We start from the raw sequence: 13,360 nt of genomic DNA on the forward strand, positions 1-13,360 counted from the left end.
TACAGGTCAGCCCTTCAACGTATCGACTTCGGCCACATTGATCGTGCGGCGTGTGCGGAACAGAGTCACCAGGATCGCAAGGCCGATTGCAGCCTCCGCAGCGGCAACCGTCAGAATGAAGAACACGAACAACTGACCGGCGGTATCGCCGAGCTCGCGCGAGAACGCGATGAAGTTGACGTTGACCGACAGCAGCATCAACTCGATCGACATCAGCAACACGATGACGTTCTTGCGGTTGAGGAAGATGCCGGCCAGGGAGATGCAGAACAGCACCGCGCCCAGTCCCAACAGGTGGCCCAAGGTAATCAAGACTTCGCCTCCTGTCCGTCGGCCGCGTCGCCCTGCGGCGCAACCTGTACCGGCTTTTCAACCGCCATTTTGACCATGCGCAGACGGTCGCCCGCTTTCACCCGTGACTGCTCGCCGGCGTTCTGCAACTTGATGCCGGTGCGCTTGCGCAAGGTCAGCATCACCGCAGCAACCACCGCCACGGTCAGGATCACCGCAGCAAACTCGAACGGCAGCAGGAACTCGGTGTACAGGCTCTTGGCCAACCAGGTCAGGTTGGAGCTGTCCGCGGCTTGCGCTGCAGCGTTGTCCGCCGGGAACGGCGTGGCGCTACGTGCCTTGACGCCGATCAAGGTGACCATCTGCGCCAACATGGCAACCGCCATGATGACGCCCAGCGGCATGTACTTGACCCACCCCTCGCGAAGGCGGCTGGTGTCGATGTCCAGCATCATCACCACGAACAGGAACAGCACCATCACTGCGCCGACGTAGACCAGCACCAGCGTCACACCGAGGAATTCGGCGCCAACCAGCAACCAGATGCATGCCATCGAGAAGAACGTGAGGATCAGGCACAACACGGCGTACACCGGATTGCGCACGCTGATCACCGCACCGGCGGACACGACCGCGACGGCGGAGAAGGCGTAGAAAGCAAGAGTGACCCAGTCCATCATGACCTCAACGGAAGGCGGCATCGGCAGCGCGACGCTCGGCGATCTCGGTTTCTAACCGGTCTCCGATCGCCAGCAGCTGCGGCTTGTTGATAATGTTTTCGCCACGCTTCTCGAAGTGGTACTCGAGGATGTGCGTTTCGACGATCGAGTCCACCGGGCAGCTTTCTTCGCAGAAACCGCAGAAGATGCACTTGAACAGATCGATGTCGTAGCGCGTGGTACGGCGGGTGCCGTCTTCGCGCTTGGCCGAGTCGATGGTGATCGCCAGCGCCGGGCACACCGCTTCGCACAGCTTGCAGGCGATGCAACGCTCTTCACCATTGGGATAGCGACGCAGCGCGTGCAGGCCACGGAAGCGTGGCGACTGCGGGAACTTCTCCATCGGATACAGCACGGTGTACTTGGGCTTGAACGTGTATTTCAACGTCAGCCACAAGCCGCCGAGCAGTTCGAGCAGCAGCAGGCTCTTGAAGTAGTGGGTGATCTTGTTCATCAATTACACGCCCTTCTGGATCACGCCGTAAAACACCATCAACGCCGTCACTGCGATCCACACGATCGTGAGCGGAATGAAGACCTTCCAGCCCAGACGCATGATCTGGTCGTAGCGGTAACGGGGGAAGCTGGCACGGAACCAGATGTAGGCGCTGGCGAAGAAGAACACCTTCATCAGCAGCCATGGCCAGCCGCCCTTCCACAGCCAGTCGATCCACGGCGAGATGTCCGCGTTGACCCAGCCCTGGATCGGGCTCAACCAACCGCCGAGGAAGAAGATCGAGATCAGGAAGCTGACCAGGATCATGTTGGCGTATTCGGCCAGGAAGAACAGCGCGAACGCACCGCCCGAATATTCCACCATGTGCCCGGCGACGATTTCCGATTCACCTTCCACCACGTCGAACGGCGCGCGGTTGGTTTCGGCGACGCCGGACACCCAGTACACGATGAACAATGGGAACAGCGGAATCAGGAACCAGTCGAAGAAGCCGGAGTTACCCGCCTGCGCGAACACGATCTGACTCAAATTGACGCTACCGGAGGCAATCATCACGCCGACCAGCGCAAAGCCCATCGCAATTTCGTAGCTGACCACCTGTGCTGCCGAGCGCATCGCGCCCAGGAAGGCGTACTTCGAGTTCGATGCCCAGCCTGCCAGGATGATGCCGTACACGCCCAGCGAGGTCATCGCCAGCAGATAGAGCAAGCCGACGTTGGCGTTGGACAACACCAGCTTCGCATCGAACGGCACCACCGACCAGGCGGCAAATGCAGGTGCCAGGGTCAGCAACGGGGCGATGATGAACATCGCCTTGTGCGAGCTACTCGGTTGCAGGATTTCCTTGAACAGGAGTTTGAACACGTCGGCGAAGGCCTGGAAGATGCCCATACCCACGTACATGGGCCCGTGGCGCACGTGCATCCAGCCGATCAGCTTGCGCTCCCAGACCACATAGAAGGCCACCGACACGATCACCGGCACGGCGATCAGCAGGATCTTCAAGACCGACCAGAGCACCACGCCGCCATCGCCCAGTCCCAGAAACCACTGGTGCAAGGGGTCGACCAGGTTCAACAGCAATTCGTTCATGCAGCCACCACCGTTACACGACCGGCACCGAGCGGCGCGGTTGCGCCATGGCCTGATTCGATCCACACCGTGCCCGGTGCGACGCGCTTGTCCAGCAACACCGGCAACGTTGCCTTACCGGCATCGGTACCGACCTTGACCATCTGACCTGCCTGGACCTGCAACTGCGCCGCCTGCTCCGGATGCATCGCCACGCACGGCGCGACGTTGAGCGGATGGGATTGCAGCGCAGCGGCGCGGCGCACCACCGCGTCGGTGCGATAGATCGCTGCAGTCGCAGCGACTTCCAGCCCGTTACTGACGACTGGCGGCTGTGCCGACGCCGTCGGCGTCACGCTGCGGGTCTGCATGCCGGCGCGCAGGCCAACCAGATCGATGAATTCGAACCCGGCCAGACCCAGCTCACCGCCGAGTGCACGCAGCACACGCCAACCCTCGCGCGCTTCGACCGGCAAGCGGCCTGCGGCACGTGCGGTCTGCACGCGACCATCCAGATTGGTCAGCGATGCATCGATTTCCGGCAACGCACCGATCGGCAGAATCACGTCGGCCACATCGCGCGTGGACGCACAAGCGAACTGACTGAAGGCGACGACCTTGGCCCCGGCCAGCGCGCTGCGCGCAGCGGCGGCATCGGCAAAATCCAGGCCCGGCTCGATGCCGTAGAGCACATACGCCTGACGCGGCTGGCCCAGCATGCCGGCGACATCGCGCGCGGTGGGCAGCACGCCCTGCGCGACCAGACCGACGGCGTTGGCACCCTGCGGGATGCGGCACAACGATGCGCCGGTTGCGGCGGCAAAATCACGTGCAGCGGCGCGCAGCGCTGCAGCCTGCGGATGATTTTCGACCAGCGCGCCGACCACGATCACGGCGCGGCTGGCGCCCTTGACCGCATCGCGCAGCGCTGCATCGTCAAGCGCAGCTGCCAGCTGCGACGGCGCCACCACGGTGCGGCTCGCCTGGGTGAAAGCGAAATCGAAATCGACCGGATTGACCGAATGAATCTGGGTGCGGTTCTGGATGTGCGCCTTGCGCAGACGTGCATGCAGCAACGGCAACTCATGGCGCACGTTGGAACCGAACACCACCACCACGTCGGCCTGTTCGATCTCGGCCAGCGGCGTGGCGAAGGCGTGGGCCACTGCAGCATCGGAGAAGTCGCGATTGGGCAGACGATGGTCCAGATTGCCACTGCCCAGCCCTTCGGCCAGACGCGCGAGTAGTGCGCCCTCTTCGTTGGACGTGGACGGATGCACCAGCACGCCGAGCTGATCGCCGGCGTTGTCGCGCAGGATCTGGGTCGCGGCAGCCAGACCTTCGGTCCAGCTCACTTCGGTCCACTCGCCGTTGACCTTCTTCAGCGGCTTGACCGCGCGATCTTCGGCGTACAGACCCTGATGCGAATAACGGTCGCGATCCGACAGCCAGCATTCGTTGACCGCCTCGTTCTCGCGCGGCACGGTGCGCAGCACTTCGCCGCGACGCACATGCAGGAACAGGTTCGAGCCCATGGCATCGTGATAACCCAGCGACTCGCGCGCCATCAATTCCCACGGACGTGCGCGGAACTGAAACACTTTGTTGGTCAGCGCGCCCACCGGGCACACGTCGATGACGTTGCCGGAAATTTCGGTGGTCAGCGGCTTGCCGTCGTAGGTACCGATCTGCAGGTTTTCGCCGCGATACATGCCGCCCAGTTCGTAGGTGCCGGCGATGTCTGCAGTGAAACGCACACAGCGGGTGCACTGGATGCAGCGGGTCATTTCGGTGGCGACCAACGGACCGATGTCTTCGTCAGGCACCACGCGCTTGCGCTCGTTGAAACGGCTCACCGAACGACCGTAGCCGAGCGAGACGTCCTGCAGCTCGCACTCGCCGCCCTGATCGCAGATCGGGCAGTCCAGCGGGTGATTGATCAGCAGGAATTCCATCACGCTGCGCTGGTACTTCAGCGCCTTTTCGCTACGGGTCGTGACCTTCATGCCATCCATCACCGGCGTGGCGCAGGCAGGCGAGGGCTTCGGCGATTTCTCGACATCGACCAGGCACATGCGGCAGTTGGCCGCGATCGGCAGCTTCTCGTGGTAGCAGAAGCGCGGGATCGGGATGCCGGCCTTGTCGGCCGCCTGAATGATCATCGAGCCCTTCGGCACCACCAAAGACTGCCCGTCGATCTCGACGGTGACATGGTCCGGTGGCACGTTCGGGTTCACTGGTTGGGCGCTCATGCAGCCACTCCGACTTGCGTATCGACGATCGAACGACCGTTGACGATGTAGTACTCGAACTCGTCCCAGAACTGACGCAGGAAGCCCTGAATCGGCCATGCCGCCGCTTCACCGAACGCGCAGATGGTGTGGCCTTCGATCTGGCCGGCCACGGTACGCAGCTGATGCAGGTCTTCCATCGTGGCCTTGCCGGCGACAATGCGCTCCAGCACGCGGTGCATCCAGCCGGTGCCCTCGCGGCACGGGGTGCACTGGCCGCAGGATTCCTTGTGGAAGAACTGCGAGATGCGGCAAGCGAAACGCACGCAGCAGACGCTGTCGTCCAGCACCACGATGGCGCCCGAACCCAAGCCGGTGCCCAGTGCGCGCAAGGTGTCGTAATCCATCTGCAGGCCAGCGACCTGGTCGGCTTTCAGCACCGGCATCGACACGCCACCGGGCACCACGCCCTTGAGCTTGCGACCCGGGCGCAGACCGCCGGCCATTTCCAGCAATTCGTCGAAGGTGGTGCCGAGCGGCACTTCGAAATTGCCGCCCTTCTGCACGCAACCGGACACCGAGAAAATCTTCGGGCCGCCGTTTTTGGTCTTGCTCAACCCAAGGAACCACTCCGGGCCGTTGCGAATGATCGCCGGCACCGACGCATAGGTCTCGGTGTTGTTGATGGTGGTCGGCTTGCCGTACAGGCCGAAGTTGGCCGGGAACGGCGGCTTGTAGCGCGGCTGGCCTTTCTTGCCTTCCAGAGATTCCATCAATGCGGTTTCTTCGCCGCAGATGTAGGCACCGGCACCCAGCGCGCCGTAGATATCGATATCCACGCCGCTGCCGAGGATGTTCTTGCCCAACCAACCGTTGGCGTACGCGTCGGCCAGCGCCAGCTCGAAATTTTCGAACGGCTCGTGGTGGAACTCGCCACGCAGATAGTTGTACCCCACCGTCGAGCCGGTGGCGTAGCAGGCGATCGCCATGCCCTCCACCACCGAATGCGGGTTGTAACGCAGGATGTCGCGGTCCTTGCAGGTACCCGGCTCGGATTCGTCAGAGTTGCACAGGATGTACTTCTGCATCGTGCCCTTGGGCATGAACGACCACTTCAAACCGGTCGGGAAGCCCGCGCCGCCACGGCCGCGCAGATTCGACGCCTTGACCATTTCGATGACATCGGCCGGCGCGATCTTCTCTTCGAGGATCTTGCGCAGCGCGGCGTAGCCACCTGTTTTCAGATAGCTCTCGTACGACCACGGGGTGTCGTAATGCAGCGTCGTATACACCACCTGATGCGGCAGCGGCGCCGGACCGACCGGGCCTGAGGGTGCGTGATGATGTGCCATGTCTTACTCCAGCCCGTCCAGCAGCGCGTCGACCTTCTCTTTCGTCAGGTGCTCGTGATAATGACCGTTGATGACCATCATCGGCGCCGCAGAGCAGGCAGCCAGGCACTCTTCTTCGCGCTTGAGGTAGACGCGGCCATCGACCGTCGACTGACCCAGCTTGCAGCCCAGCTTCTTTTCCGCGTGCGCCAGCAGATCTTCGGCGCCGTTGAGCCAGCAGCTGATGTTGGTGCAGAACGCCACGTTGTGGCGGCCGACCTTTTCGGTCTCGAACATCGAGTAGAAGCTGGCGACCTCGTACGCCCACACCGGCGGCAGCTCCAGGTACTTGGCCACGCCGACGATCAGTTCGTCGGTCAGCCAGCCCTGGTTCTGTTCCTGTGCGGCATGCAAGCCCTGCAACACCGCCGAACGCTTGCGATCGGGCGGAAACTTGGCCAACCAATGATCGATGTGCGCGCGCGTCTTGTCGCTCAGCACCACCTGCGGATCAACATCGCGCGCCGCTTCGAAATTACCCGTCGCCTTCATCGGTCAACCTCACCGAAAACCAAATCGTAAGTGCCGATCATCGCCACGACGTCGGCCAGCAGATAGCCACGCACCACTGCGTCCATCGACGACAGATGCGCAAAACCCGGCGCGCGCAGATGCACGCGGAACGGCTTGTTGGCGCCATCGGACATCAGGTAGCAACCGAACTCGCCCTTCGGCGCTTCGACCGCGCTGTAGGTTTCGCCGGCAGGCACGCAATAGCCTTCACTGAACAGCTTGAAGTGATGGATCAGCGCTTCCATGTCGTCCTTCATTCCTTCGCGGCTGGGCGGAGCGACCTTGAAATTGGTGACCATGACCGGGCCCGGGTTGGCCTTCAGCCACTTCACGCACTGCTTGATGATGCGGTTGGACTCGCGCATCTCGGCCACGCGCACCAGGTAGCGGTCGTAGCAGTCGCCGTTGGTGCCGACCGGGATATCGAAATCCACTGCGTCGTACTTGGCATACGGCTGCTTCTTGCGCAGATCCCACTCGATGCCCGAACCACGCAGCATTGGACCGGTCATGCCCCAGGCACGTGCCAGATCCGGGCTAATGATGCCGACGTCGACGGTACGCTGCTTCCAGATGCGGTTGTCGGTCAGCAGCGTTTCGTATTCGTCCACGCGCAACGGGAAGGTGTTGGTGAAATCCTCAAGGAAATCCAGCATCGAGCCTTCACGCGCTGCATTGAGCTTCTTCAGCGCCCCACCCTTGTGCCAACGCGATTCCTTGTACCTGGGCATGCGATCAGGCAGATCGCGGTAGACACCACCCGGACGGTAGTAGGCAGCATGCATACGCGCACCACTGACCGCCTCGTAGACGTCCATCAATTCTTCGCGCTCGCGGAACGCATACAGCATCACCGCCATTGCACCCAGATCGAGCGCGTTGGAACCGACCCACATCAGGTGGTTCTTGATGCGGGTGATCTCGTCGAACATGGTGCGGATGTACTGCGCACGCTCGGGCGCTTCGATTCCCATCAGAGATTCGATCGCGCGCACGTAGGCGTGCTCGTTGCACATCATCGACACGTAATCCAGGCGATCCATGTACGGAACCGACTGGTTGAACGGCTTGGATTCGGCCAACTTCTCGGTGCCACGGTGCAGCAGGCCGATATGCGGATCGGCGCGCACCACGGTTTCGCCGTCCATTTCCAGGATCAGGCGCAACACGCCGTGCGCCGCAGGATGCTGCGGGCCGAAGTTCATCGTGTAATTGCGGATTTCCTGCTTGCTTTCGGCAGGATTGCTCGCGAAGGCATCGGTTGCCTGGCGGAACTCACTCACTTGGCAGTCTCCGACCTGCCCACTTCACCAGCGGCAGTCTCATAACGGGCATCGTCGCGAATCACGCGCGGCACGCCGACGCGCGGCTCGACCGAGGTCACCGGCTCGTACACCACACGCTTGCGCTCTTCGTCGTAGCGCACTTCGACGTTGCCGATCAGCGGGAAATCCTTGCGGAACGGGTGGCCGACGAATCCATAGTCGGTCAGGATGCGGCGCAGGTCCGGGTGACCATCGAACACGATGCCGAACAGGTCGAATGCTTCGCGCTCGAACCAGTTCACGCCCGGCCAGATATCGGTCACCGACGCCACCAACGGCACCTGTTCGTCCGGTGCATAGCAACGCACGCGCAGACGCTGGTTGTGCTGGTAGGAAATCAGCTGCGCGACCACCGCAAAACGCTGCTTGGGCAACTGCTGCGGCTGCGCGCCAGCGGAGCTTTCCTGGCTGGGGAACTCACCCCAGGCGAAACGACCGACCGCCTTGCCTTCGACGCCGCGGCTGAACCCCTGCGACGACACGTCGGCGGTATCCCACTCGCCGCTGCCGTAGCCGAGGTAATCGACGCCGCACAGGTCGCTGAGCTGCTCGAAACCGAGCTCGTCGCGTAGCGCAAGGCAAGTGGCGTGCCAATCGGCTGCAGCGACTTCCAGCGTCACTTCGCCGCGCGGCAATGCCACGGCAATCTGCGCACCGGCGAAACGTGCTGCAAGTCGATCAGTGAAGGAGGATGCTTGCTCTGCCATGGGGGCTTGGCTGCTCTCGGTAGAAGAAGACGGGTGTCAGCGCGCGATCGTCTGGGTACGCCAGATCTTCTTCTGCAGCTGCAAGATGCCGTAGACCAGCGCCTCGGCGGTCGGCGGGCAGCCCGGGACGTAGATGTCCACCGGCACGATGCGGTCGCAACCGCGTACCACCGAATAGGAATAATGGTAATAGCCGCCGCCATTGGCGCAGCTGCCCATCGAAATGACCCACTTCGGATCCGGCATCTGATCGTAGACCTTGCGCAGCGCCGGAGCCATCTTGTTGACCAGGGTACCGGCCACGATCATCACGTCGGACTGGCGCGGCGACGGGCGGAACACCACGCCATAGCGGTCCAGGTCCAGGCGCGAGGCGCCCGCATGCATCATCTCGACGGCGCAACAGGCCAAACCGAACGTCATCGGCCACATCGAGCCGGTGCGCGCCCAATTCAGCAGCGCATCGACGCTGGTGGTCACGTAGCCCTTTTCGAGCAGCGGGTTTTCGCCTTCCGGGCGCAGGATGTCTTCCACCCGGCCTTCAGGCATCGGGTTGGTCATCAGACGATCCAGGGTCTGAATCACTCCCATTCCAGCGCTCCCTTCTTCCACACGTAGACAAAGCCGAGGAACAACATGCAGACGAACAGCCCCATGGTAACCAGCGAACGTGCGCCGATCTCCATGAACACCTGCGTCCACGGCACGATGAAGATGATTTCCAGATCGAACACGATGAACTGGATCGCTATGAGGTAGTAGCGCACATCAAACTTCATGCGCGCGTCTTCGAATGCCTCGAAGCCACACTCATACGGAGACAGCTTGCGCGCGTCCGGGGTACGCGGAGCGAGGAATCGACCAATCAGCATCAGCACGATACCGATACCGGTGGCGACGATCAGAAACAGCAGACTCGGCAAATATTCGGCCAGCACAGCGATTCTCTCTTGCCTGTGCCCGCACGCGCCGCGTGCCGGCATGGGGTATAGGCAGCCCCCGCGAGCGACAAGCGATGCGCAGGAACTGCAGCCAAACAATGGTGCCCAAGAGGGGACTCGAACCCCTACGACCTAAGTCGCTACCACCTCAAGGTAGTGCGTCTACCAATTCCGCCACCTGGGCATACGTTGCGCCGCTGGGCATCCCAGTGCGCAGCGTATTGTAACCGGCTTCAGCGTTTTTGTGCTGGCTCTGAAGCGTTTTCTTCGCGGGCTGCATGCGCCGGCTGCGCCGGTGCGGACGGCGCTGGCGCGGCGGCCGGAAACGGCTGCGACGGAGCAGTCGGTACGGCACCGGCGGCCGGAGCCTGCGGCAACGGCTGGGTCAGCTCGCCGGCGGCAGCCGGAGCCGGCATTGCCGACTGCGACATCACACCCAGGTTCTGGTCGGTAGGACGTGCGCCGTGCGTGGCGTACCACGCCATGAACAGGCTGATGCTGAAAAACACCACCGCCAGCCACTTGGTCGACTTGGACAGGAAGTTCGACGCACCCTGCGAACCGAACACGGTGCCCGAAGCACCGGCACCGAAGCCGGAACCGGCCGCCGCACCTGCGCCACGCTGCATCAGGATCAGCGCAATCATCGCCAGCGCGACCAGCACGTAGACCACATTGAGGATCAACATCAGCATTTCGAAATCCGTCCCCGGACAAAACTTAATGGGTTAGCACGCGGCCGCCGCGCGTGCGATGGCCAGGAAATCTTCGGCGACCAGTGAAGCGCCTCCGACCAGCCCGCCATCGACATCGGGCTGTGCAAACAGCTCGCCGGCGTTATCGGGCTTGACACTGCCCCCGTACAGGATGGGCAACGAATCAGCGATTCTAGCATCCGCCTTCGCGACTTCGCCACGCAGGAAGGCGTGCACGGCCTGGGCCTGCTCCGGCGTGGCGGTACAGCCGGTGCCAATGGCCCAGATCGGTTCATAGGCCAGCACGGCGCCCGCGAAACCGGCACTGCCGACCAGCGCCAGGACCGGTTCGAGCTGGGCACGTAGGATTGCCTCAGTCTGACCGGCTTCACGCTGTTCCAGCGATTCGCCCACGCACAGCACCGGAGTCAGCCCGGCATGGATCGCGGCGGCGAACTTGCGCGCCACCAGCTCGCTACTCTCCTGATGGTACTGACGGCGCTCGGAGTGGCCGACCAGCCCGTAGCCGGCACCGACATCCACCAACATCGAGGCCGAGACCTCGCCAGTGTAGGCGCCCTTCTCATTGCTGCTGACGTCCTGGGCTCCGAACGACAGGTGATGGGCCTCGAAATCCTCGATCAGGTCGCCGAGGTAAGGCAGTGGCGGCAGGATGACGACGTCGATACCCTCCAGGGGCATGTGCGCGGCGAGCTTGGCCACCAGTTCGGTGGCGAAGGCGCGGCTGCCATGCAGCTTCCAATTTCCGGCAACGATCTTTCGACGCATCAGGCGCAGGTTCCTGAGTTGAAGACAGGCGACAGAATAGCCCATGCCCTGTCGGCAACCGGCACACTTCTATCCTCCACATCTCTCACCCCTCCCCTTGCAGGAACCTGCCATGTCCGTTTCACCTGTCTTCGCGTTGATCACCGGCGCTTCCAGCGGCATCGGCCGCGAGATTGCGCGGGCATACGCCAAACGCGGGGTGCCGTTGCTGCTGACCGCGCGCCGGGAGGACCGACTGCACGGATTGGCCGACCAATTGCGCAGCGCAGTGCGGGTGGAAGTGCTGCCGGCCGATCTGGCCGACCCGGCCGCGACAGAAGCGCTGGCGACGCAGATCCAGCGCAATGGCTGGACCGTGGGAACACTGGTCAATAACGCAGGGTACGGCGTGCCGGGCCGTTATCTGCATAACGACTGGGCCACGCATGCGCGCTTTCTGCAGGTCATGGTGACAGCGGTGTGCGAACTGACCTGGCGACTGCTGCCGATGATCCGCGCCAGCGGCCAGGGCCGCATTCTCAACGTGGCCTCGTTCGCGGCGCTGTCGCCTAGCGCCGATAGGCAGACCCTGTACGCGGCCAGCAAGAGCTTCATGCTGCGCTTCAGCGAATCACTGGCGCTGGAAAACGCCGATTGCGGCGTCAAGGTGTGTGCGCTGTGTCCGGGCTTTGCCTGGTCGGAATTCCACGACGTGACCGGCACCCGGAACGCGATGTCCGCCCTGCCCGCCTGGGCGTGGTTACAGGCCGACGCGGTCGCGGAATACGGAATCGCTGCACTGGAACGCGGCCAGGTGCTGGCGGTGCCGGGCTGGGGCTACCGATTGGTCAATGCCGCACTGCGGCTGCTGCCGCATGCGTTTGCCTTACGCATGATGGCGCGCGGCTCGCATCGGGTACGACCGCTGGATTAAGGCAGCAGCAGGCCGTGTGTGCGTGAGATATCGCCTGTGCGCAGCAACGCTTCGCGGCCGACTTCAACCTGGGCGCCCGGAGGGCGTGCGATGCCACGCAAGCGCATATATCGAGCGTCAAATCATTTCAGAGCGGCTCGCAAAACGACTGCGCACCGCCAGGCGGGCGCGGCCGGTGCTCGGAAGCGGCATGTACCACGCGTCCACTGCGGTTCTGAGCGCTACGTCCGCACCCACTTGACGACTGCTCGCTACGTTTTGTTAGCCGCTCTTAGATGCAAACGCATGCCCGTCAAAATCGGCATCGGCTCACGCGCCTGACCACAAGCGCTGAAAACAATCGCTGCTCTCAGTGATTGACGATGTCGCCATGCATGGCTGCCAGCCGTGTGAGCAGGCGATTTTGCGTGCGACGCGGAATCTTGCGCTGATCCATCGCCCAGTTCAGATCTTCGACCAAGGCATTGAAGTCGCCTTCGCGAATGGCCAGGTGCGCGTGCGCCTGCTGCATCGACTTGGCGGTGTCCGGGCATGGGCCGTCGGCGAGGTGGCAGAATTTCTGCACCAGGCGCTCGTTGAGCATGACGATATTGACACGTGCGAATTTATCGACAATGCGTTGGTCGTCGGCGATGCGCGAGAGCATGGTTTCCACCAGCGCTTCGATGCCGGCTTGCCCGCCAAGCTCGTCGTACAGCGTCTGCCGCGGTTGCGTGCTGGCGCAGGCGCTTGTCAGGCCCAGCACACACAGCAAGGACCAGCGCAGCCATCGGTTCATCAGAACGCCTCCTGCAAAGAGAGATAAGGGCCGCGCTGATCGGCAAGCGTGGCGATGTCGCCAAGATCGGCGAATGCAGCGGTCAACGAGACATGCTTGTGTCCGTACACAAGATCGCCGGAAAGACGTAACTTGGCGCCAAACACGTCCTGACCTAGGGCCTGTTAACACATCCGAAGCCCATCAACGATCAGAACGAAGCTGAGGAAGCCAAGGAACATGACATCCAGCTTCTCGAAGCGCGTGAAAATCCGTCGGTAGCCCTTCAAGCGACGGAACAGCCTCTCCACTTCGTTGCGCCGCTTGTACATTTCCTTGTCGTACTCCCAAGGATCGACCCGATTGGACTTGGGTGGAACCACCGGCACGAAGCCAAGATCGAGCGCCAACTGGCGGGTTTCATTGCCTTCGTAAGCGCGATCCATCAGCAGATGAACCGGCCGCTCCACTGGCCCCAGGTGTTCAAGCAACGCGCGGCCTGCGGGTGCGTCATGTGCGTTGCCAGGCGTCAATCCGAACGTGATGGCTGTTCGAGCATC

Annotated in this window: 16 protein-coding genes, 1 tRNA gene, 1 other RNA gene and 1 pseudogene; 2 read left to right on the forward strand and 17 right to left on the reverse strand. The window is 62.6% G+C overall.

Annotation, left to right across the window (positions count from 1 at the left end; genetic code table 11):
• Positions 1-6: 6 nt before the first annotated feature.
• From nuoK to tpiA, 14 genes are all read right to left on the reverse strand, one after another.
• The gene (nuoK, locus tag WJW29_RS09100; RefSeq protein ID WP_005914274.1) at positions 7-312 is read right to left on the reverse strand and encodes an NADH-quinone oxidoreductase subunit NuoK; all 306 of its coding nucleotides are present in this window, start codon (positions 310-312) and stop codon (positions 7-9) included.
• Positions 309-971, reverse strand: a complete 663-nt coding sequence (locus WJW29_RS09105; RefSeq protein ID WP_011409056.1) for an NADH-quinone oxidoreductase subunit J — start codon at positions 969-971, stop codon at positions 309-311. Before WJW29_RS09105 ends, nuoK begins: the two co-directional genes overlap by 4 nt.
• Before the next feature lie 4 nt (positions 972-975).
• A complete protein-coding gene (gene nuoI / locus WJW29_RS09110; RefSeq protein ID WP_011409057.1) occupies positions 976-1,464 on the reverse strand; it encodes an NADH-quinone oxidoreductase subunit NuoI in 489 nt (162 codons plus the stop codon).
• Between the two features lie 3 nt (positions 1,465-1,467).
• The gene (gene nuoH / locus WJW29_RS09115) at positions 1,468-2,559 is read right to left on the reverse strand and encodes an NADH-quinone oxidoreductase subunit NuoH (RefSeq protein WP_011259744.1); all 1,092 of its coding nucleotides are present in this window, start codon (positions 2,557-2,559) and stop codon (positions 1,468-1,470) included.
• Positions 2,556-4,790, reverse strand: coding sequence for an NADH-quinone oxidoreductase subunit NuoG (gene nuoG, locus WJW29_RS09120; protein WP_011259745.1), 2,235 nt, complete (start codon positions 4,788-4,790; stop codon positions 2,556-2,558). The genes nuoH and nuoG overlap by 4 nt, the downstream gene beginning before the upstream one ends.
• Positions 4,787-6,121: an NADH-quinone oxidoreductase subunit NuoF gene (gene nuoF / locus WJW29_RS09125; protein WP_011259746.1), complete on the reverse strand. Its 1,335-nt coding sequence runs from the start codon at positions 6,119-6,121 to the stop codon at positions 4,787-4,789. The genes nuoG and nuoF overlap by 4 nt, the downstream gene beginning before the upstream one ends.
• Positions 6,122-6,124: 3 nt before the next feature.
• On the reverse strand, positions 6,125-6,652 hold the full coding sequence (nuoE, locus tag WJW29_RS09130; RefSeq protein WP_011259747.1) for an NADH-quinone oxidoreductase subunit NuoE: 528 nt from the start codon (positions 6,650-6,652) through the stop codon (positions 6,125-6,127).
• Positions 6,649-7,956, reverse strand: coding sequence for an NADH-quinone oxidoreductase subunit D (locus WJW29_RS09135; protein WP_011259748.1), 1,308 nt, complete (start codon positions 7,954-7,956; stop codon positions 6,649-6,651). Before WJW29_RS09135 ends, nuoE begins: the two co-directional genes overlap by 4 nt.
• Complete coding sequence (locus WJW29_RS09140; RefSeq protein WP_011259749.1) at positions 7,953-8,705, reverse strand: NADH-quinone oxidoreductase subunit C; 753 nt, start codon at positions 8,703-8,705, stop codon at positions 7,953-7,955. The genes WJW29_RS09135 and WJW29_RS09140 overlap by 4 nt, the downstream gene beginning before the upstream one ends.
• A gap of 36 nt (positions 8,706-8,741) precedes the next feature.
• Positions 8,742-9,296 (reverse strand): NADH-quinone oxidoreductase subunit B, encoded by a 555-nt coding sequence (locus WJW29_RS09145; protein WP_010371165.1) that lies wholly within the window; start codon positions 9,294-9,296, stop codon positions 8,742-8,744.
• Positions 9,287-9,643, reverse strand: coding sequence for an NADH-quinone oxidoreductase subunit A (locus WJW29_RS09150; protein ID WP_011409060.1), 357 nt, complete (start codon positions 9,641-9,643; stop codon positions 9,287-9,289). The genes WJW29_RS09145 and WJW29_RS09150 overlap by 10 nt, the downstream gene beginning before the upstream one ends.
• A gap of 102 nt (positions 9,644-9,745) precedes the next feature.
• A tRNA-Leu gene (locus tag WJW29_RS09155) sits at positions 9,746-9,830 on the reverse strand.
• A 49-nt stretch (positions 9,831-9,879) separates the two neighbouring features.
• Positions 9,880-10,341: a preprotein translocase subunit SecG gene (secG, locus tag WJW29_RS09160; RefSeq protein WP_011259752.1), complete on the reverse strand. Its 462-nt coding sequence runs from the start codon at positions 10,339-10,341 to the stop codon at positions 9,880-9,882.
• A 33-nt stretch (positions 10,342-10,374) separates the two neighbouring features.
• On the reverse strand, positions 10,375-11,130 hold the full coding sequence (tpiA, locus tag WJW29_RS09165) for a triose-phosphate isomerase (protein WP_011409061.1): 756 nt from the start codon (positions 11,128-11,130) through the stop codon (positions 10,375-10,377).
• 112 nt (positions 11,131-11,242) lie between these two features.
• Here tpiA and WJW29_RS09170 point away from each other — a divergent pair, with 112 nt between their 5' ends.
• Together WJW29_RS09170 and WJW29_RS09175 are read left to right on the forward strand one after the other, a co-directional pair.
• The gene (locus WJW29_RS09170) at positions 11,243-12,043 is read left to right on the forward strand and encodes an SDR family oxidoreductase (protein ID WP_041182209.1); all 801 of its coding nucleotides are present in this window, start codon (positions 11,243-11,245) and stop codon (positions 12,041-12,043) included.
• A 190-nt stretch (positions 12,044-12,233) separates the two neighbouring features.
• A non-coding RNA gene (locus WJW29_RS09175) (sX9 sRNA) lies at positions 12,234-12,310 on the forward strand.
• Between the two features lie 82 nt (positions 12,311-12,392).
• Here WJW29_RS09175 and WJW29_RS09180 read toward each other — a convergent pair.
• The 3 genes and pseudogenes from WJW29_RS09180 to WJW29_RS09190 all read right to left on the reverse strand — a co-directional run.
• Positions 12,393-12,821, reverse strand: coding sequence for a group 1 truncated hemoglobin (locus WJW29_RS09180; RefSeq protein WP_011409063.1), 429 nt, complete (start codon positions 12,819-12,821; stop codon positions 12,393-12,395).
• Positions 12,821-12,919: pseudogene (locus tag WJW29_RS09185) on the reverse strand (DUF3034 family protein); the annotation flags it as partial. The pseudogene WJW29_RS09185 and the gene WJW29_RS09180, both read right to left, overlap by 1 nt.
• 66 nt (positions 12,920-12,985) lie before the next feature.
• The coding region (locus WJW29_RS09190) for a transposase (RefSeq protein WP_146768031.1) at positions 12,986-13,360 on the reverse strand (375 nt) is incomplete at its 5' end.

The organism is Xanthomonas sp. JL1, assembly GCF_038405005.1.